Source organism: Bacillus sp. PK3-067 (genome assembly GCF_056738645.1).
In genome coordinates this window covers 481,274-502,303 of the sequence record NZ_CP096490.1, presented here as the reverse complement: position 1 = coordinate 502,303, position 21,030 = coordinate 481,274, and the positions used below count along the sequence as shown (strand labels likewise).

Below are 21,030 nucleotides of genomic sequence, written 5' to 3'. Positions count from 1 at the left end.
AGATGACATAGGAAATAGAAGGCAAAGGACTTGAGGTATCGAATAAAAAGAGTTACATTAATAAAAAACGGAGGTGGATTTCTATGGACACAGCCACTCACCTTGTTATGGGTATCACTTTAGGTAGCTTAGCAACATTAGATCCAGCCATAGCACAAAGTGATATTGGCCCCCAAGCTGTTATGCTTGCTACAATTGCTGGTTCCAACATTCCTGACATTGACACAGTTCTAAAATTGCGTAATAACGCTAAATATATAAGAAATCATCGTGGGATTACTCATTCTATTCCAGCGGTAATTCTTTGGTCATTCCTTATAAGTGGCATCTCTTTCGCCTTCTTTTCAGAAGCTCCATATCTTCATCTACTACTTTGGTCATTTATTGCCGTCTTTCTTCACGTCTTTGTAGATATTTTCAACGCCTATGGTACACAAGCATTACGACCTTTCACAAAAAAATGGGTCGCACTTGGCATAATTAATACATTCGATACCGTAATTTTCTTTATCCATATACTTGCAATTGCTTGCATGCTCGTTGGTTCTCATAAGGGATATACAGCTTTAGCGGCATATATATTAATGATTGTTTACTATATCGGACGGATTATGATGCACAGAAATATAAGAAGCGTTGTACACAAACGTTTCAAAAATGTCGAAAAGATTATCATTTCTCCTTCTTACCGATTTTATCATTACCATTTAGCAGTCGTTACGGCTGATTATTACTACGTTGCGAGATGGCACCGTGGTAACATCATGATATATGACAAGTTCGATCGGGTACCGTTCCCAGACAACAATATTATGCGAGCAGCTAAACAAGATGAAAACATCTCAGCCTTCCTATCTTTCTCTCCTGTATATCGCTGGGATATTTTTGATCATGACCATTATTATGAAGTACGATTCATTGATTTACGATATCGAAGTAAAGATTATTATCCATTTGTTGCAATCGTTCAGCTCGACCACAATTTAAATATTATTAATTCCTATACAGGATGGATCTTTAGTGAAGAAAAGCTTCGAAAAAAACTGGAATTACTTCCACATTAAAAAAAGCGACTTAAGTCGCTTTTTTTAATGTTTCAAATGATCTTCTTGATTAATTAAATGACTATACTTCGGATTATTTGTCCGCATTTCATGAAGGCGTACACCATGATTATTAATCCATGATCGTACCACTTGTTCCGTCATTTCATCGCCTTGATAACGACCTGATTTTGCATAAGTTGTTTGAAAATCTTCCCATAGTAACTCAACCCACGCACGAGCTTGTGCGTAAGAAAGCTTGTCATTCTTGTCTAATAATTCTTTCGTTAATGTTTCATAAATATCATTCATATTATAATCTCCTTTTACCTATTTATCCCTTCATTTCTAAAGGATAGTTTCTTCAATTTTGCACATTCTATAATTGATACTTCTTAAAAAGGTATCAACCGATAATGAGGAGGGCGTTCGCAATGGGTAAACAAGCCGAATTTTGGTCTGAGTCAAAAAACAACAGCAAAATCGACGGTCAACCGAAAGCGAAATCACGCTTCGCTTCGAAACGACCTAACGGCACAATTAACACGCACCCACAAGAACGTATGCGTGCTGCAAATCAGCAGGAAGAGTAGTACAAATTAAATTAACTTCCTACACGAGGTGATAAAGATGAGCTACCGTGATCGCTTAGATAGTCGTTCTGAATTATTTAACCATACGTGGACTCGTCCAAAACATGCGAAAGCGCAAGTTAACGGACAGACGCAACAAACCCAGTCTCTCATTATATTGGCAAATGAATGTAAAAAACGCCAATTTTAGAATCTCCTATCTCCTTTAACGCCTACCAAAGATGAAAACCAGAGAGATATGTGCTCTCTGGTTTTTATTTTTCTTGCAATAAGGAAATTGGTATGCCAATCTCTTCATTATCATTTTGCTTATATCCCCAAGCAAATACCCCATTGAAATACGTAATTTTAAATAATACACCAGGTTCTTCTACTAATTCATATGTTTCACCAATATGGAACTTGTTTATATCCGTCATATAAGCACGAGCCATTGCCATTTTTCTCATTAATACATCAAATTCATTGACAATCCCAAGCTGCTCAGCTTTTACTGCTTGCTCCTTCAAAGCGCCAATTTCTTCCCTTAGCTCATGCGGTGTCATTTCACTGTAGCGTTTTGGCATATTCATCTTATTCTCCTCATTCCTCTTCGCGTTTCATTTGCAAAAATATCTCGATTTCATCAATAGAGAATCCTTTTCGATATAACGCTTGTTTCATCTTGTTTTCAAATGTCCATCCATCATGCTTCTTATATTTCTCATAATATTTATTCCCATGATAGTGTAACGCTTCTTGTTGCTTTTCGTCATCTTTTTCGTCTTTCAATTCTTCCAAACAAATTTGAATTACTTCTCTAGAATATCCTTTTCGAACAAGCATCTCATCTAACTTTAGTTTCATTTGTAAAAAAGAATGTTTTTGATAAGATTTTTTCTTCTTCTCTATGAGAAACAAGGCATTCTCAATTTGCTTTTCCTTCGGATATTCTTGTAAACTATGTGTAATAATTAAATCCTGAACACCTTTATTTAATAACTCTCTTTTAATAACAGTTGGACCTTTTCGATTCACATTACTTTGCGTTCGCGTATATAAAACAGCATACTCTTTATCATTAATATATCGGTCATGTAATAATTTCGAAACGACTTCAGAGATGATGGCCTGTCCCACTTCTTTTTTTCGTAAAAAATCTTCTATTTCTTGTTTTGTTCTCATTTGATAGGATAAATAGGAGATTGCTTGTAAATATGCTTTTTGTACTTCTTCATTGTACAAAATATTCCCTAACTCGATTTCATCAATTTCTAAGCCCTTTTGTAATCCATGTTTTATTAAGATTACTTGATCCACACTAAATCCGTACTCTTCGCCTTGACCTTTATCAATATAAATATTAAATCGTTCTTTCGATCGTTTTTGTACTTCTATTTTTGTAATGACAGCCATACTCTCACCTCTCTATTATTTTAACATAGTCGAGGAACATTTTTTCTTTTCAAGAATATATATAATGAGGAGGAAATACTTGTGAAAATCGCAATTTCTGGTGGTACAGGCTTTATCGGTAAATCCCTTTCTACTTTTTTTATTCAAAAAGGATATACTGTTTACATTCTCACACGAAAAAAAACTACTGAAACTTCCGACCCTAACCTTCAGTATGTTCAATGGACACCAGATTTACAAACCTTCCCCCTCTCTTCTATTGATGTAGTTATTAATCTAGCCGGAGAGTCTATTAATAGTAGATGGACAAAGCAACAAAAGAAAGCCATTTTAAACAGTAGAATTCAAACAACAAAAGGACTCATTAAACAATTGCAGGGACTCCATACAAAGCCACACACATTTATTAACGCAAGTGCTATTGGATACTACGGAACATCTGAAATAGAGTCTTTTACAGAACAGCATGAGAATCCTGGAAATGACTTTTTAGCAAATACAGTATATTCATGGGAACAAGAAGCATCTAAAGCACGTTCTCTCGGAATACGAACAATCTACGCAAGATTTGGAGTCGTATTAGGTGCAAATGGAGGAGCTCTTCCAAAAATGCTACTTCCCTATCAATTCTATATCGGCGGCACCATTGGTTCTGGGAAACAATGGTTATCATGGATTCATATAGACGATGTCGTTCGTATGATGGATTTCATCATACACAAAAAAGAAATTGATGGTCCTCTTAATATGACAGCACCAACACCCATAAGAATGAAGGAATTTGGAGAAAACATTGCAACTATAATGAACAAGCCTCATTGGTTGCCTGTACCTTCATTTATCATTCAAACTTTATTAGGTGAAATGAGCATACTTGTACTAGAAGGGCAACGTGTATTACCCATTAAGGCAATTGAACATGGATACCAATACACATTTCCGGCAATAGACCATGCATTACAAAATATACTTTCGCATACAATGTAGTACTTCTAAAACACAATTTTACATGGGCTCTTTCAAAACTTTCATTTTCTAGGATCCGAAGCATTACCATACAAATAACCTTTCAGTTACTTTCCCTTAACTTCCATTAGCATTATAAAGTAACAGAAATGAGGTACCTATGAAAATATTGCTCAAACAAGCCATTGTATACCCTATTACATCTCAAAAGTTTCAAGGCGATGTACTCGTTACAGGAGAGCGAATTACCGAGGTCAAACCTTTTATTCAACCTACTCAAGATATGACCGTTATAGATGCACGAGCACTCCATCTCTTACCTGGCTTTATTGATGTCCATACTCACCTTGGTCTCTATGATGAAGGCACTGGTTGGGCTGGAAATGATGCCAATGAAACATCTGAAGTTTCAACACCACATATTCGTTCTTTAGATGGAATCCACCCTTTGGATATCGCCTTTCAAGACGCTGTACAAAACGGAATTACAACCGTTCACGTTATGCCTGGCAGTCAAAATATTATCGGGGGGACTACTTGTGTAATAAAAACAGCTGGAACTTGTATTGATCATATGATTATTCAAGAACCTGCTGGTTTAAAGATTGCCTTTGGAGAAAATCCTAAAAAAGTCCATAGTAATGGAACAAAAGAATCCATTACACGTATGGGGATTATGGGGTTACTTCGGGAATCATTCTATGAAGCACAACACTACGGGCACGAAGCTGATTTTCGAATGCTTCCTATTTTAAAAGCATTACGTCGTGAAATACCCGTACGTATCCACGCTCACCGAGCAGATGATATTAGTTCTGCGCTACGCTTTGCAACGGAATTCAACCTCGATCTACGTATTGAACATTGTACAGAAGGACACTTTCTTGTTGAAGAGCTTTCGAAACATAATTTGAAGGTTTCAGTTGGTCCCACTCTGACACGTCGTTCTAAAATCGAACTAAAAAACAAGACATGGGATACTTACCATATATTATCTAAAAATGGTGTGGAAGTTTCTATAACAACAGATCATCCTTATACACCCATTCAATATTTAAATATTTGTGCCGCTGTCGCAGTAAGAGAAGGATTAGACGAGAAAACAGCACTAGAAGGAATCACCATATTCCCAGCGCGAAATTTGCGTTTAGAGGATAGAATTGGAAGCATCGAGGTTGGAAAAGACGCCGATCTCGTGTTATGGACTCATCATCCTTTCCATTATTTAGCCAAGCCTGTACTAACTATGATTGATGGAAAAATAATTTACAAAAAAAATAAAAAAAACTAGTTTATTTTTTTGACTAGATAAAGTATTATACGATTATAAACTGAATGAAACCATAATCAATTTGTGTCGTGATTATCATTTTCAAATTGATGAATGGGGAAGGCAAATGGTGCGCCACCAGCGTTAGAAACTGGTTCTAGTGGGTTCGATTCCCACCCCGAAATTTTTTAAAGATTGATATAAAAATTTCGAGGGTGGGGTGTTTTTTCGTCATGCTACCCTCGTGTGAGGAGGAGTTAGTATGTTGAAAAAACGCGACTTACACGACAGCCACGTTCTATACGAGTTAATGGTGGATCCAGCTGTCTTCCCTTTTGTGCGTCAAAAGGCTTATTCTTATGAAGAATATTTATTCTTAACAAAACAAACGATTGAAGCTGAAGAGCGTGGTGAATTAATTTCACGCACAATTTTAGATGAATGGGGTAACCCTATCGGAACAATTACTTTATTTGATGTGCAAGAAAAAGCTGGATTTCTCGGGACATGGCTTGGCAAACCATATCATGGAAAAGGCTATAATAAATTGGCAAAAGATTCATTTTTTAGTGAACTTTTCTATGAATTAGATATTGAAACAATTTTCATGCGTATTCGTAAAATAAATATTCGTTCTATTAAAGCTGCAGAAAAACTGCAATATGTGAATCTAGCAAACGAAACAAGAAAAGCCGTATATGATGAAATTAACGCAAACGAAGAAGTATATAACTTATATGAAATTCCAAAAGATCAATACACACTTGCTACAATGCGAGATACAACCTTCCAAGATGCTCATCAATTAAAAGAAGCATAATCTAAATTTTCTGAAATGATAATCAATCATTAACATTTTCCATATGCGTATATCCCCTCATGTCTTTGGAAACGATAAATAGTAACTTTAAGACACGAGGTGATTTGTAATGGATAAAAAGAAACGTGATAAAGCAAAAAACACATTATCTAGTACACAAGAAGTTCTCTATCAACGCGAATTTCAAAAAGCAGATCGTGCAGCAGGATATCGCTCGAAAAGCATTTAAAGTGAAAATGAATAATTAGAAGTTTCCCCCCTAATTATTCATTTTCATTACATAATTTTCTCGATTGATAGAAGTAAGCAAAAAAGCCCCTTATACATAAGGGCTTTTTTGCTGTGGACAACTTTATCCACAAAACCAACAGAATTGTTAGTAATTTTCAAAAACATTTAATATTTTTCTATATTACAGCATATATCAGCTGTTTTAATTGTGGATATTTTTCTAAAAATTGTGGACAATGTGGATATAGTTGTTAATATTCCGACTTTACTGTTTAATGAAAGCGCAATCCTTTTGTGGATAACTGGCTGAATTTTCTTTGAAAATAATAAAGAACCCTCTTTACATATACAAAGAGGGTTTCATATTAAGTAAAAGATTGTGCAAGAGCAGGTGATTTAATAGGTATATGACGCGGTTCTGCATGATTTTCTGCCAAAATTGCATCTACAATATGACCAGCTGGCTCTGGAAGATAGATGCTTTTCATTGCTTCTTTCATTTGAAGAAGCTTCACATCATCTTGTAATAATGCCTCTGTTTTTGCAAAAACCTCACTATCATCGCGAATGACAACTGCTGCTCCCTTTCTTTCAAAGTACATCGCATTTTCATTTTCTTGTCCTGGAACAGGCTTATATAAAATGACAGGTACTTGCAACGCTGCTGCTTCACTTAATGTTATTCCGCCTGGCTTCGTAATCATACAAGAAGTAACACGGAATAATTCATCAATATTTTCAACATACCCAAACACTTTTAATGCATCGGAATTTTGCTTCTGTAAACTTAATAAATCCTGTTTTAAAGCTTCATTTTTCCCACAAACGACAACTACTTGTAAATTAGGCACTGACATAAATGATTGGCATAGTTCTTTTACATTTCCTAATACCCCATGAGCACCTGCTACAATTAGTAAAATCTTTTTATTCTTACATAACTGATATTTAGTATATATGATTTCTGGATTTACCTTTAACTCAAAACTACTCCGAATTGGAATTCCTGTTTCAACAATTTGTTCCGCAGGTACACCGATATCAACCATCAATTCTTTCACATGATCCGTTGCAACAAAATAACGATCTACTTCTCGATGAATCCATATTTTGTGCACGCAAAAATCCGTTAATACGTTATAGACAGGAATTGAAATACCTGTTTGTTTCTTCAATTCTGGTACAGCGATAATTGGAAATGTATTAATTACAATATCTGGTTTCTCCACCTGTAATAGTGTTTTCAAACGTTTTCTTCCAAAGTTCGCATACCAAGATGCTATTTTCTTATCATAAATTTTTTCTACCCCGTAATAAAACAAACGATATAATTCTTTTCCTATTGTATAACTTTTTAAATATAGATATTTTGTAATGTCAGTTATAAATGGATGTGATTCTCCAAACAAGTCGCATACAATAACATCTTCAATTCCTTTTTGGCGAAATGTTTGTTCTAATGTTTTTGCTACTTGCACATGACCATTACCGTAATGTGCAGTTAATATTAAAACCTTGGGGTTTTTTATCAAACAAATCCACTCCTAGCTTTTTGTTTCTCCATATTGCATATACGACAATAGGAAAAACATTTTCCTTAAAAATTACATAAACAGATTCTAATAATTCCCTTTCAGCTATGTACCTGTCGTGGATATGCAAAGCATATAAGATTGACCCCTTAATCCTATCTGTGCTCATATCTTTACATTATACTTTCCTATAAGAGCTTTCGCAATAACTTACAAATGTTCTCTATTCCATGATACTCACTCTTTTACTTCTTAATTCTTTTTACTATTTTGATTTCCCTTTACAATTATGTAAATTTCTCCATTTATTCCGTACAAAATTATGGATATTCTACTTTCAGTATACTCTTTTATCAATATATACTCTAGATTTTATTGTAAAGAAAGCAAAAAGCCTAATCCAATATTTGGATTAGACCGCTTGTAAAATATATTTAGCATGTTCTACATTTTTCTCAGTAGGTGGTTCTACATTTGCGAGTGGATACTTGTGTCCAAGCGCCTCCCATTTATATACACCAAGCTTATGATATGGTAACACTTCAACTTTTTGAACATTAGACAGACTTTGAATAAAGCTAGATAGTTTTTGTAGATCCTCTTCATTATCCGTAACACCAGGAACTAATACGTGTCGTACCCAAATCGGTTTATTCTTATCCGATAAATAACGAGCAAATTGTAAAATATGTTCATTTGATTTCCCTGTTAATTTACGATGCTTTTTGGAATCGATATGTTTCAGATCCAATAAAACTAAATCTGTATAATCCATTAAAATATCTAGCTTATTTTGGAATTCTGGTTCCTCAGAATAACAACCACCAGAAGAGTCGATTGTTGTATGGATACCAGCCGCTTTACACTTTTTAAACAACTCAATTAAAAAGTCTAGCTGTAATAATGGCTCTCCACCGCTAACTGTTATACCGCCTCCGGAAGCTTCAATAAATGGAAGGTAACATGTCACATCCTGCATCACTTCTTCAACTGTTATTTCTTTACCTTTACCGATTTCCCACGTATCAGCATTATGACAATATTGACAACGTAATAAACACCCTTGTGTAAATATGACATAACGAATCCCCGGGCCATCAACAGTACCACAAGACTCTACAGAATGTATTCTTCCTTTTACCATGTTACTTCCTCCTTTATTGAAACAGCCTCCCTTCGCTATATATTAAGAGCGAAGGGAAACCTTTTTCATTTACATGCTTTCATGCATTGTACGGTTAATTACATCAATTTGTTGTTCACGAGTTAATTTAATAAAGTTTACAGCATAACCAGATACACGAATTGTTAATTGTGGATACTTCTCAGGATGTTCCATTGCATCCATTAATGTTTCACGGTTAAATACGTTAATATTTAAGTGGTGCCCTTCTTTTACTGCATAGCCATCAAGCATTGATACTAAGTTACGTACTTGTACATCATCTTCTTTACCAAGTGCTTTCGGAATAATAGAGAATGTATTAGAAATACCATCTTGTGCATCTTCATATGGTAATTTAGCCACAGATAATAATGAAGCTAATGCACCTTTTGTATCGCGTCCATGCATTGGGTTCGCACCTGGTGCAAATGGTTCTCCAGTACGGCGGCCATCTGGAGTATTACCAGTTTTCTTACCGTAAACAACGTTAGATGTGATTGTTAAGATTGACATTGTATGAACAGAGTTTCTGTATGTTTTATGTTTACGAAGTTTATTCATAAATGTTTTTACAAGATTTACAGCAATCTCATCTACACGATCATCATTGTTACCGTATTTAGGGAAATCTCCTTCAATCTCGAAGTCAACTGCAATACCATTTTCATCACGAATTGGTTTTACTTTTGCGTACTTAATTGCACTTAATGAATCTGCTACTACAGATAGACCAGCGATACCTGTTGCCATTGTACGAAGAACGTTTGTATCATGAAGTGCCATTTCAATACGTTCATAGCTATATTTATCATGCATGTAATGGATAACATTTAATGTGTTTAAATATAGACCCGCTAACCATTCCATTGTCATATCAAACTTATGCATAACTTCTTCATAATTTAATACTTCAGAAGTAATTGGTGCGTACTCAGGACCAACTTGTGCTTTTGACTTTTCATCTTTACCACCGTTAATCGCATATAATAATGCTTTCGCTAAGTTTGCACGAGCTCCGAAGAACTGCATTTGTTTACCGATTCTCATTGCAGATACGCAACATGCAATACCGTAATCATCGCCGTATTCAGGACGCATAATGTCATCATTTTCATATTGAATTGCTGATGTTTTAATAGACATTTTCGCACAGTAGTTTTTAAAGTTCTCTGGTAATTGTTTAGACCAAAGAACAGTTAAGTTTGGTTCTGGAGCTGGTCCTAAATTATCTAATGTATGCAAGAAACGGAATGAGTTCTTTGTTACTAATGGACGACCATCTAATGCCATACCACCGATAGATTCAGTTACCCAAGTTGGGTCACCAGAGAATAATTCATTATAATCAGGTGTTCTTGCGAATTTCACAAGACGTAATTTCATAATGAAGTGATCTACAATTTCTTGTACTTCTTCTTCTGTTAAAGTACCATTTGCTAAATCTCTTTCAATGTAAATATCTAAGAATGTAGAAGTACGTCCAAGACTCATTGCAGCTCCGTTTTGCTCTTTAATCGCTGCAAGGTATGCGAAGTATAACCATTGGAATGCTTCTTGTGCATTTGTTGCTGGCTTAGAAATATCGAAGCCATGAGAAGCAGCCATTTCTTTTAACTCTTGAAGTGCACGCATTTGCTCAGATAACTCTTCGCGTAAACGCATTGTATCTTCGCTCATTACACCACCAGTTAAATTCAAATCAGCTTTTTTCGCTTCAATTAAATGATCAATACCATATAACGCTACTCGGCGATAGTCACCGATAATACGTCCACGTCCGTATGCATCTGGAAGACCAGTAATAACACCTGATTTACGTGCATTTCTCATTTCTGGTGTGTATGCATCAAATACACCTTGGTTATGAGTTTTTCTCCACTCTCTAAAAATACGACTAAGTTCTTTATCCATTTCGTATCCATAAGATTCACAAGCTTGTTCTGCCATACGAATACCACCATATGGTTGTAAAGAACGTTTAAATGGTTTATCAGTTTGGAAACCGACTACTTTTTCAATATCTTTATTTAAGTATCCTGGGTCATGTGATGTAATAGAAGAAACAATTTTTGTATCCATATCAAGAACGCCACCGTTTTCACGTTCTTTCGTTGTTAAATCCATTACTTGATCCCAAAGTTGTTTCGTTGCTTCAGTTGCTTCTGCTAAGAAAGATTCGTCCCCTTCGAAAACGTTTACATTATTTAAAATGAAATCGCGAACATCAATCTCTGCTTTCCATTTTTCACCTTTAAAGTTTTCCCATGCGTTTTTAACATTTTCTAATACTTGAGTCATCCTAATCTCCTCCATTTTTGATTAGTACAGGACTAAGATTTTTTATATAACAGCTTACACACTTAGAATACTACTTTTTTACGAAAGTGAACGAAATAGTTGTGACATGTTTGTGAAATGTTGAGCAAACCACTATATATATAGTGTTAACTTCATTTAAAAGTCTTTAAAATTAACCCTTTCCTTAATTGTATTTTTTTGGTATCCTTATATACGAGTCCTATTTTGTAATATAAGAACAATACCCATTGTAGAGCTGTAATACTCTTATCTCCTAATCTGTTATAGTTTTTATAACAGAACAAAAAAGTGTACACATGTTGTACACTTTTTTTGTTACTTCTATAAAACATCTCTTTTTCTATTGCCATCATAGAATCCGCCACGATTGTCTGTTAATGCAATTATTTGATCTAGTCCTTCTATATGATCACCTATAATTCGAAGTACAGCTGGTGGATGACCTATTTTAGCAAAATGTTCACTGGGACGAATACGGTTCATCTTATCGACCTCAACACGACTTACACATGCAACTTCAAATCCTGAAAGAATAGCTTTCACTTGGGCTACACACGGCGCCAGTAAAGATCTATACCCAATTTCTTTCAAACACTTACGGCTAAACGCATTCGGTACAGCGATAAGAGAGCCTACGCCTAGATCTTTTCTATCACAAGCTAAATTTAATGCATATTTAAATGCAGTTACAAGATGAAGCGGTACTCTTAAATCTAAATAATGATTTAGATCATTTAATGCAACATCTGTTCCATCTGCAATAGCTTTCGCAAAAGGATATAGCTCACTCGCTGGAATAACAAAATCGCCATCTATAAATAACACAATTTCTCCTTTTGCAAAATACGTTCCAAGTGAGCGCCCCACATCATTTCCGAGTGCTTCTTTATATACAATTGTCGTTGCCCCTTTGTCTTTTGCAATTTTTTTCGTTTTATCTGACGAACCATTTACGACAACGATAATTTCGAAGGGTTCAATTTTGCGAAGCTCTTCTATAACGTTTCCAATTGTTTTCTCTTCATCTTGTACGGGAATAACAACCGATAGTTGCTTTCCTTTATAGAAATCAGATGTAACACCCCACCCTTGATAAAACTCTTCAAAACTTAAAGTATGATAGACACTATCCCTTTTCCTATTTCCATCATAATATCCTCCGCGCTCATCACTGCTTAATATCCGTTCTGCTACTGCTTCTATATGATCACCTATCATTCTTTTTTCAGATTGGGAAAGATTTGTCCCATATGCAGCATGCTGGAATGGACGAAATTTATTCGGCGTAATAACGTCAATAGCACAATGACGACTAATTCTCCATTTACTTTGAACTAGGCGTAAATGAGCCACAATAGGATTAACAAAACATTCATATCCGATGCTTTGAACGACTTCTTTCGTCAGCGCATGAGGTACATCTAATAAAGAATTCATTTTTAATTCTTCACGCTCTAACATTGCATTTAATATTTGGCGCCATACTGTAATAGAAGTGGTTTTTTGCCTTTTTAAAAATAATGCATCCAAATTATTTAAAACTATATCTGCCTGATCGTATAAAATCGGATTAAGGAATAATTTTAATTTTGAAGTTGGAATAGCAAAATCACCATCTATGAATAGTAATACATCACCTATCGCATGTTTTGCGCCGACTGCACGTCCAACATCGTTCCCTAGTAGCTCTGTATGCTTGATTACTTTACACCCTAAACGATCTGCAACATCTTCTGTTCCATCATTACAACCGTTTGCTACTACAATGATTTCTACTGGATTTAATGGTCTTACCGATTGAATAACGTCTGAAATCGTATCGACCTCATTACATGCAGGAATAATAACAGATAATGACTTAGCCATTGTTTTGTTCACGAAACCACTTAATTGTTTCCTTCAATCCGTTTCCCCACGTTACTTTCGCCTGAAATTGAACAAGCTCTTTTAATTTTGTTACATCTGGTCTTCTATTTGGAATTTCTTCAAAACCATGAGGATATACTTCTTCAAAAGGCACTTGGACAATCTTCGAAGAAGAATTCGTTAATTTTTTAATTACTTCTGCTACTTCTTTTATGCTCTTTTCATTCTCAGAACCTATATTAATAATCTCACCATTTACCTTCTCATCCATTGCCCGAATCGTTGCCTCTACCGCATCACTTACATACGTAAAACAACGTGTCTGCTTTCCATCTCCATATACGAGAATGTCTTCTCCTTGCAGTGCCGCGCGGATAAATCGCGGGATTACTCCTGCATATGGACCATCTTTCGCTCTTGGACCATAAATATTAAAGTATCGAACAATCGTTACTGGTAAACCTTCTAATGCGTACCCTAAACATAATGTCTCTTCCAACGTTTTACAAACTGCATAACTCCAACGAATTTTAGAAGTTGCCCCGTACAATCGATCTCCCTCTTCAGAGAAAGGCGGCTTGGCCTTACCATATACTTCTGAAGTAGAAGCAAAAACTACTTTCTTCTTTCCTTTTAACGCTGCTTGTAAAACATTTCTTGTCCCATCAAAATTCGTTTCTATGAGCTCTATACTTTTTTCCATTGTTGTTTTCACACCTAAAATTGCTGCTAAATGAAACACGACATCATGCTGATCTACTAATTCATAAATAGAATTTTTATCTAAAACACTTATTGGAATAACACGGATTTCTTTCATTAACTCTTTATGGTACTTATTTTTACCTTTATAAAAGTTATCCACAACAGTGACCTCATAACCTCTTCTTATCAACTCTTCAGCTAAATGCGACCCGATAAATCCGGCCCCACCTGTAATTAAACATTTCTTACTCATTTACTCACCTTCTTTACAATCCCGCGTGTATCTATTACTCGATCCATTCCTTTAAAAAGCTTCCAATCAATATTAGAATGATCCGTTAAAATTAAAATACAATCCGCTTTTTTAACTTTTTCTTCATCTAAAGAAACAGATTGGTACACCTTATCTCCAATTTCTGCGGAAGAAATATAAGGATCATGATATTCTATCTCGTATCCTTGATTTCTTAATAACTGAATAATCGGTAACGCTGGTGATTCTCTCAAATCATTTACATCTTTTTTATACGCAATCCCTACAATTAACACCGTTGCAGGTAATTGCACCACACTTTTTACTTTGCGGACCATTTTCTCTGGCATTTCTTCATTAATTATATGTGCAGCCTCAATTAATTGACTAATTGCCCCATTCTTTTTTATTCTCCATTGAAAATATAAAGGGTCTACGGGAATACAGTGTCCCCCTATCCCTGGCCCTGGCCAATACGGAGTAAACCCAAATGGTTTTGTAGATGCCGCTTCAATGGCCTCATAAAAATCAATGCCTAAACTTTCACATAGTGTGTTTAGTTCATTTACTAAAGAAATGTTAACTAAGCGCTGAATATTTTCAAATAGCTTGCACATCTCTGCTACTTTCGGAGAGCTAACAGGTACAACTTCGTCAAAAATGGTACTATATAAATCCTGTACCTTTTGTTTACACTTTTCTGTTTGTCCACTAATAACTTTTGGAATAGCTTGAACTGAATATTGACTATTTGCTGGATCAATTCTCTCAGGGGAATATCCGATATAGAAATCTTCCCCTACCTTTTTACCATTTTGAGAAATAATAGGTAGGATGACTTCTTCAAGTGTGCCTGGATATGTGGAGCTTTCAAAAATGAAGGTTTGTCCTTTTTGAAGGTTTTGTTGTATATAATGCGAAGCTGAAATGAGGGCACTTAAGTCTGGTTCTCTTTGTTCATTAATTGGAGTCGGGACAGTGACAATAACATAATCACTATTTTGAAAATCAGCAATGCCTTGATCCGGTGTATTTACTGTTAATTTTTTTTTCGTCAATAAACTTTGTAACTCTTTAGAAGAAACATCCGGAATATAACTTTCTCCTTTTATAATTGAGTCTATTTTCCTAATATCTTTATCTAATCCAAGTACTGTATGCCCTCTTTCTGCAAAATGTACCGCTAAAGGAAGGCCAACATACCCTAGCCCAATAATAGCTACTTTACTACTATTCATTTGTATTCTCTTCTTCCCTTCTCAATTGTTGAATTACATCTCTATCTCTATCTCCATCTGTAAAACCACCACGTTCGTCCGTACATTGTAATAAATACGCAACCGCTTCAAGTTGATCACCGAAAATACGATCAAACGCTGAAATACGCCCATTTACAAATTCGTGTTGCTCTGGACGTATGCGATTTGTTTTTATAACATCTACTAACTCTACTGTTGTAATAGAGAATCCTTCTAAAATAGCTTTCACTTGTGCTAATGGCGGAATGATAAGGGAATCATATCCTATTTTCTCTATTACCTTCTTATGAATGGCATGTGGTACAGCAGTTAGTGAGTTATTCCATAAATCTGGTCGTTTCGCTATCAAATTCACAAAGTATTTTCCCATACTAATTGGATCTGCTGGATGAAACATATCTAATAAGCATTGTAAATCATTTAACACCACGTCATTTCCATCTTCAACAGCATGTAAAAATAGAGTGAGTTTTTTTGCTGGAATAACAAGATCACTATCAACGAATAAACAAATATCTGCCGTAGCATGCATGGCACCTATTGCTCGTGCTACATTATGTCCAAGCGCCTTCGTAAATTCAACAACAATAACATTCTCTAGCTTTGCCTGTTTAACAGTCTCAACATCTGCTCCATTCGCGACAACTATAATTTCATCTACACCTGCTTCTTTCACTTCTTTTATAACAGACCTTATGGTTATTTTCTCTTCTGATACTGGGATAATGGCACTATATTTCGCTTTATTCTTTTGTAATAAAACTGGTTTATACTTTCCTACAAACTCTCTATCTCTATTGTTCTCTGAAAAACCACCGCGTTTACCATATGTTTCGATTACGTATTGTAAAGCTCGCAAATGATCACCCATAATACGACTAGTCGCTTTCGGATAAGGAGAGCCAGGTGATGTACCAGTATGCACAGGTCGAACTTTATTTGTGTAGATGACATCAACTGAAGCCATATCAGAAATATCTACTCCTCTAGACATCGCCATCGCTTGAAATAATGCTGGATCTGCTAAATTCCACCACCCCAGTTTTTCAATCACTTTACGACTTATCGCATGTGGTATTGCAATTAAAGATCCTACAACAAACTCTTTCTTGTTCAAATAACGATTTAACATATATTTTCCAACCGTCGTATAATGCGGTCTCATCTTCAAGTAAACGGACCATGTTAAATTATTTAAAACAATCTCATGCCCTTGTCGTATTCCTTTAATAAAATTGTATAATTCTTCACTTTTCATGACGATATCACCATCTAAAAACAAAACAATCTCACCTTTTGCTTCTCTAGCACCAATTGCCCGTCCCACATCATTACCAAGAGAATCTCTATAATAAATCACACGGCAATTATGCTGTAATGCTATTTCCTTCGTCCCATCTGTAGATCCATTATCTACTATGATAACTTCATATGGTTCGAGTTTTCTTACCTCTACTAAAACTTTTGATAAAGTACTTGCTTCATTATGCACTGGAATAACAACTGACACTCTCATACTTGTATCACTCTTACCCTTCCAAGCGAACATAAGCAATAATAGGAATACGCACAACTACATCTTCTGGTGGTCCATAAGAAGGAGAAGTACGAACAATTACTGCCCCATCCGTCACAGATAAAAGAACGCCTGCAATGATTTCTACAGCTGTCACAACTTGCACTAGTTCGCCAACATGGTTACGTAATTCATCAGTAAATAACATATATAAGTCTCCTTTCTTACGCTTCTTTAATTGATATAATACTTATAAATGGTAATAAAACCTCTGTTCCTATTCCTTCTTGCAATGTTAAGAAGTCATCACCAACTGCTACAATAACACCTGTTAATTGTCCAACTGTCACCGTAATTTCTACGTTTTTACCTAAATACTGCTTTGCAATTTCTTTAAAAGGTGATGTATTGCATTCTTTTAAAATGTTACAAATAATAGATTGAAATCTACTTGATTCAATAACTTCTTCCGTAGCTTGCTTAGAGTTTCTTTGAATAAATCTCGCGAAGTTTTGTGAAAATAAAAGTCTTTCCACAGCAGGCAATAACTTATTATCTAAAAAATAATCTAATTGTCTATTAAACAATCTTGATAATTTATGCCAATATTTTCTGAACAGACACATACACTTCTCCTCCTATTATTTTTAGATTATAAAATTTTACATCCATACATCTTAATGTATACAAAATGGATATTTTTGTGATAGGTAAGACATACATTTTCTAAAAGAAATATTTGTTTCAGAGCATAAAAAAAACTATCCAAAAGGATAGTTTCTTACACTTCAATATTCCGCAATATCGAATAAATGTCATTATTCACTTTACCAAATGATTTAATATTATTTTGAATGTTAGATAATAAAACAACATATACACTACCATTTTTACTAAATCCGTTTAAGCAATTCCAACCTGGCATTACACCATGATTCGAATAGCTTCCTGGATCTACGTACCATCCAAACCCGTAATCCTTTTTTCCACCCGTAAACATTTGATCGTAACTCTCTTTTGAAATTAATTTTCCAGAGTATAACGCCTCATTAAATAAATATAAATCATGTGCACTCGTATATATATCACCACAACCATAAAGTTGTGACATGCTTGGAATATTAGGTGTTGTCATATTATTATTTACTATTTTATAACCCGTTGATGGGAATCTTGTTTGTTCTAACGCTGTGCCAAAGCCAGAATGTTTCATACCCGCAGTAGCAAAAATATGTTGTTTAATATATTCTTCGAGTGACTGCCCACTTACCTTCTCTGCAATATAAGCAAGTATAGAGTAGTTCGAATCAGAATACTTCCACTTCTCTCCCGGACCACCAATACGCTTTTGATTTCCTATCCGCTTTATCAGTTCTTCATGAGAAATATCTTCTTTTCCCTGCTCATATTCGGGAATCCCTGATGTATGTGTTAATAGATGTTTTAGCTGAATATTATTACCTTGTGGAAAATCTGGAATATACTTCGCAACAGTATCTTCTACTTGTAATTTATTTTGATCTTTCAATTGCATAATAGCAGTTGCTACAAACGCCTTTGAAATAGAACCAATATAAAAAGTCGTCTCTGAATTATTCGGTACTTGCTGCTCTTTATTTGCCATACCGTACCCTTTATTCAGAAGAACTTTTCCGTTCTTCACAATAACAGCTGTCCCGCTAAATCCTGCGTTTTGTAAATACTGGTCCAATTGAGCGTTTTCATTAATTTCTTGAGGTGGTCCTTCAGCAGGTTTCTCCGCTGCTTGCGCTTGCTTCATTTGTTCTTCCTGCTCTTTTTGTTTTTGCTTCTGTACTTCTTGTTTCTTTTTTTCTTCTTTCTTTTTTAACTCTTCTTGTTTCTTCATTTCTGCTGCCGCTTTTAAAGTTTCTTCTTTCTTATTATGCGCAACAATTTTTGTATACATGAAATATACAAGTGATAATAGTAAGACGAGAATGATTGTTCTTTTTATGTATACAATCGGCCGATGTGCTTTCCCATTCGCATTATTTTTTTCCTGATCCATAATTGCTTTTTTCCCCTTACTCACCAATAATTTAATTCCTCTACTAAAGATTCGTTTTAGTAGATTATGGATAATCCATTCTATATCATCCCTACTTTATCACGCACTGCACATATTACCAACCTATATGTACAAAAAAGAAAAAGAAAATTTACAAAAGTAAGATTCCCGTTAAATTATTAACAAAAAAAGAGGATATCCTCTAAAAAATTGATGTTATCAATCTTTTGGGACATCCTCTTATCTCATTATTTATACGTGTTTTTTCATATCATCGGCAACAGATTCAACATTTGTACCTACGATAACTTGTACACTAGTATTACTTAATTTCATAACACCTTTTGCACCAGCACGTTTTAATGCTGCTTCATTTACTTGACCAGCATCTTTTACTTGTAAGCGTAGACGTGTTGCACAGTTATCAATAACTGTTAAGTTTTCTTTTCCGCCTAAAGCTGCTACGTAAGTTTCACCAATTGAACCTGCAACTGGTGCATCACCATCTTCAACTAACTCATCGTCATCTTCACGACCAGGAGTTTTTAAATCGAACTTCTTAATTAAGAAGTAGAATACTATGAAATAAATTGCTGCGTAAATTAAACCGATACCTGCTAGTAAGACTGGTTTTGTTGCAATACCGAAGTTTAAAGCATAATCGATTGCACCGGCACTAAATGAGAAACCATCATGAATGCCAAGTGATGTTGTAATGAATAAAGAAAGACCTGTTAGTACAGCATGAATACCATATAATACTGGTGATAAGAACATGAATGAGAATTCAATAGGCTCTGTAATACCAGTTAAGAATGAAGTTAATGCTAGACCAGCTAACATACCAGTAACTGCTTTACGCTTTTCTGGTTTAGCAGCTGCAATCATTGCGAAACATGCTGCTGGTAAACCGAACATCATAACTGGGAAGAAACCAGTCATAAACATACCTGCTGTTTTGTCACCTGCAAGGAAACGAGCAATATCACCATTAACAACATTACCTGCTGCATTTGTAAAGTCCCCAAATACAAACCAGAAGTATGTGTTCATTACGTGGTGTAAACCAATTGGGATTAATAAACGGTTTAATAAACCAAATAATCCTGAACCAATTGCACCTAAATTAACAATTCCATGAGCTAATGCATCAATACCATTTTGAATTGTTGGCCAAATTTGTGCAAATAGAATTCCTAATATCAGCATCACAACTGATGTAACAATTGGAACGAAACGTTTTCCAGCAAAGAAACCTAACCATTCTGGAAGTTTAATCTTATGGAATTTATTATAAAGAAGTCCTGCTATAACACCAACAATAATACCACCTAAAACTTTCATATCTACTTTAGTCGATAATTCAGCAGCCTTAGATACTTGTGTCATTGTATCCGCAAGCTTAGATGGATCTACATTTGCGCTATTACCTATTAAATCTTGGACTTTACCTAATTTACCTTGTAATTCAGCAGTTGAATACCCTTTGCTAAGTGCATCAATACTATTTTTCATAACAAGATAACCAATTGCACCTGCAAGACCTGCTGCACCACTACCATCCACTGAAAGACCGATTGCAATACCAATTGCAAAAATAAGTGCTAAGTTATCAAAAACTGCTGCGCCGGCCTGTGCCATAACAGGAATATCAAATACATCTGGTTGCCCTAAACGAAGCAATAATCCTGCTGCTGGTAGTACTGCGATCGGAAGCATTAAAGCTTTACCAATACGTTGTAAAAACTGCAACATTTTAATTCCCCCTAATTTAATTTATGAAATCGTTATCATTATAAGTGCGCTTTAGAAAACGCTTTCTATTACATAACCATAATAACATATAGTTGTATAGATGTGTAGTTTTTATTTCCGAACTTTTTATGGATAAATCTCCTATTTCCAAACTGTTATATAAAAGGAAAATTCTCCTTTTTAAAATACAGAATACTCGAAACGAAAGACCTATTATAGCACATTGAACTTTCGTTTTATCATTCCACTTTTTCATGTTATTATTTATTTCCGAGCATATCGGGAAAAGTAAACTTAGTTAATTCAAAATAGG

22 protein-coding genes and 1 pseudogene are annotated in these 21,030 nt (G+C 35.0%); 7 read left to right on the top strand and 16 right to left on the bottom strand.

What is annotated here, in order from left to right; genetic code table 11:
* Positions 1 to 83: 83 nt before the first annotated feature.
* Entirely contained in the window at positions 84 to 1,064 is a 981-nt protein-coding gene (locus M1D73_RS02620; RefSeq protein WP_000379111.1) for a metal-dependent hydrolase, read from the top strand.
* A 24-nt stretch (positions 1,065 to 1,088) separates the two neighbouring features.
* On the opposite strand, the gene M1D73_RS02615 is transcribed toward M1D73_RS02620, so the two are convergent.
* A complete protein-coding gene (locus M1D73_RS02615) occupies positions 1,089 to 1,355 on the bottom strand; it encodes a YfhJ family protein (protein ID WP_000998166.1) in 267 nt (88 codons plus the stop codon).
* Between the two features lie 122 nt (positions 1,356 to 1,477).
* Here M1D73_RS02615 and M1D73_RS02610 point away from each other — a divergent pair, with 122 nt between their 5' ends.
* Together M1D73_RS02610 and M1D73_RS02605 are read left to right on the top strand one after the other, a co-directional pair.
* Positions 1,478 to 1,636 carry a small, acid-soluble spore protein K gene (locus M1D73_RS02610; protein WP_000517891.1) on the top strand — a complete coding sequence of 53 codons (159 nt, stop codon included), beginning with the start codon at positions 1,478 to 1,480 and terminating at the stop codon, positions 1,634 to 1,636.
* A 37-nt stretch (positions 1,637 to 1,673) separates the two neighbouring features.
* On the top strand, positions 1,674 to 1,826 hold the full coding sequence (locus M1D73_RS02605) for a YpzG family protein (protein ID WP_000122093.1): 153 nt from the start codon (positions 1,674 to 1,676) through the stop codon (positions 1,824 to 1,826).
* 64 nt (positions 1,827 to 1,890) lie between these two features.
* Here the strand turns inward: M1D73_RS02605 and M1D73_RS02600 are convergent, their stop codons facing one another.
* Positions 1,891 to 2,208 (bottom strand): YfhH family protein, encoded by a 318-nt coding sequence (locus M1D73_RS02600; RefSeq protein ID WP_001057020.1) that lies wholly within the window; start codon positions 2,206 to 2,208, stop codon positions 1,891 to 1,893.
* Positions 2,209 to 2,218: 10 nt separating this feature from the next.
* Positions 2,219 to 3,031, bottom strand: coding sequence for a recombination regulator RecX (gene recX / locus M1D73_RS02595; protein WP_000268502.1), 813 nt, complete (start codon positions 3,029 to 3,031; stop codon positions 2,219 to 2,221).
* Between the two features lie 81 nt (positions 3,032 to 3,112).
* Here recX and M1D73_RS02590 point away from each other — a divergent pair, with 81 nt between their 5' ends.
* The 4 genes from M1D73_RS02590 (at position 3,113) to M1D73_RS02575 (ending at position 6,316) form a co-directional block, all read left to right on the top strand.
* The gene (locus M1D73_RS02590) at positions 3,113 to 4,018 is read left to right on the top strand and encodes a TIGR01777 family oxidoreductase (RefSeq protein WP_481157990.1); all 906 of its coding nucleotides are present in this window, start codon (positions 3,113 to 3,115) and stop codon (positions 4,016 to 4,018) included.
* Positions 4,019 to 4,157: 139 nt separating this feature from the next.
* Positions 4,158 to 5,288 carry an amidohydrolase gene (locus M1D73_RS02585; RefSeq protein WP_000698319.1) on the top strand — a complete coding sequence of 377 codons (1,131 nt, stop codon included), beginning with the start codon at positions 4,158 to 4,160 and terminating at the stop codon, positions 5,286 to 5,288.
* 241 nt (positions 5,289 to 5,529) lie between these two features.
* The gene (locus M1D73_RS02580) at positions 5,530 to 6,087 is read left to right on the top strand and encodes a GNAT family N-acetyltransferase (RefSeq protein WP_000914737.1); all 558 of its coding nucleotides are present in this window, start codon (positions 5,530 to 5,532) and stop codon (positions 6,085 to 6,087) included.
* 109 nt (positions 6,088 to 6,196) lie between these two features.
* A complete protein-coding gene (locus M1D73_RS02575) occupies positions 6,197 to 6,316 on the top strand; it encodes a YfhE family protein (RefSeq protein ID WP_000358482.1) in 120 nt (39 codons plus the stop codon).
* Positions 6,317 to 6,683: 367 nt separating this feature from the next.
* Here M1D73_RS02575 and M1D73_RS02570 read toward each other — a convergent pair whose 3' ends face one another.
* The 13 genes and pseudogenes from M1D73_RS02570 to M1D73_RS02510 all read right to left on the bottom strand — a co-directional run bounded on the left by M1D73_RS02570 (position 6,684) and on the right by M1D73_RS02510 (position 20,973).
* Positions 6,684 to 7,850, bottom strand: a complete 1,167-nt coding sequence (locus M1D73_RS02570; RefSeq protein ID WP_000594691.1) for a diglucosyl diacylglycerol synthase — start codon at positions 7,848 to 7,850, stop codon at positions 6,684 to 6,686.
* Positions 7,851 to 8,262: 412 nt separating this feature from the next.
* The gene (gene pflA / locus M1D73_RS02565; protein WP_000238459.1) at positions 8,263 to 8,994 is read right to left on the bottom strand and encodes a pyruvate formate-lyase-activating protein; all 732 of its coding nucleotides are present in this window, start codon (positions 8,992 to 8,994) and stop codon (positions 8,263 to 8,265) included.
* 69 nt (positions 8,995 to 9,063) lie between these two features.
* On the bottom strand, positions 9,064 to 11,313 hold the full coding sequence (gene pflB / locus M1D73_RS02560; protein WP_000195471.1) for a formate C-acetyltransferase: 2,250 nt from the start codon (positions 11,311 to 11,313) through the stop codon (positions 9,064 to 9,066).
* A gap of 152 nt (positions 11,314 to 11,465) precedes the next feature.
* Positions 11,466 to 11,687: a hypothetical protein gene (locus M1D73_RS02555; protein WP_002094217.1), complete on the bottom strand. Its 222-nt coding sequence runs from the start codon at positions 11,685 to 11,687 to the stop codon at positions 11,466 to 11,468.
* Complete coding sequence (locus M1D73_RS02550; RefSeq protein WP_002164788.1) at positions 11,656 to 13,200, bottom strand: glycosyltransferase family 2 protein; 1,545 nt, start codon at positions 13,198 to 13,200, stop codon at positions 11,656 to 11,658. Before M1D73_RS02550 ends, M1D73_RS02555 begins: the two co-directional genes overlap by 32 nt.
* The gene (locus tag M1D73_RS02545) at positions 13,193 to 14,158 is read right to left on the bottom strand and encodes an NAD-dependent epimerase/dehydratase family protein (RefSeq protein ID WP_098212569.1); all 966 of its coding nucleotides are present in this window, start codon (positions 14,156 to 14,158) and stop codon (positions 13,193 to 13,195) included. Before M1D73_RS02545 ends, M1D73_RS02550 begins: the two co-directional genes overlap by 8 nt.
* Positions 14,155 to 15,396, bottom strand: a complete 1,242-nt coding sequence (locus tag M1D73_RS02540; RefSeq protein WP_001088925.1) for a nucleotide sugar dehydrogenase — start codon at positions 15,394 to 15,396, stop codon at positions 14,155 to 14,157. Before M1D73_RS02540 ends, M1D73_RS02545 begins: the two co-directional genes overlap by 4 nt.
* The gene (locus M1D73_RS02535; RefSeq protein ID WP_001266465.1) at positions 15,389 to 16,933 is read right to left on the bottom strand and encodes a glycosyltransferase family 2 protein; all 1,545 of its coding nucleotides are present in this window, start codon (positions 16,931 to 16,933) and stop codon (positions 15,389 to 15,391) included. Before M1D73_RS02535 ends, M1D73_RS02540 begins: the two co-directional genes overlap by 8 nt.
* 13 nt (positions 16,934 to 16,946) lie before the next feature.
* Entirely contained in the window at positions 16,947 to 17,141 is a 195-nt protein-coding gene (locus M1D73_RS02530) for an LSm family protein (protein ID WP_000899469.1), read from the bottom strand.
* A gap of 16 nt (positions 17,142 to 17,157) precedes the next feature.
* Entirely contained in the window at positions 17,158 to 17,559 is a 402-nt protein-coding gene (locus tag M1D73_RS02525; RefSeq protein ID WP_000335530.1) for a hypothetical protein, read from the bottom strand.
* Between the two features lie 155 nt (positions 17,560 to 17,714).
* Positions 17,715 to 18,962, bottom strand: a complete 1,248-nt coding sequence (locus tag M1D73_RS02520) for a serine hydrolase domain-containing protein (protein WP_000371812.1) — start codon at positions 18,960 to 18,962, stop codon at positions 17,715 to 17,717.
* 252 nt (positions 18,963 to 19,214) lie between these two features.
* Positions 19,215 to 20,717, bottom strand: coding sequence for an N-acetylglucosamine-specific PTS transporter subunit IIBC (gene nagE, locus M1D73_RS02515; protein ID WP_000938900.1), 1,503 nt, complete (start codon positions 20,715 to 20,717; stop codon positions 19,215 to 19,217).
* A 141-nt stretch (positions 20,718 to 20,858) separates the two neighbouring features.
* Positions 20,859 to 20,973: pseudogene (locus M1D73_RS02510) on the bottom strand (transcriptional regulator).
* Positions 20,974 to 21,030: the final 57 nt, after the last annotated feature.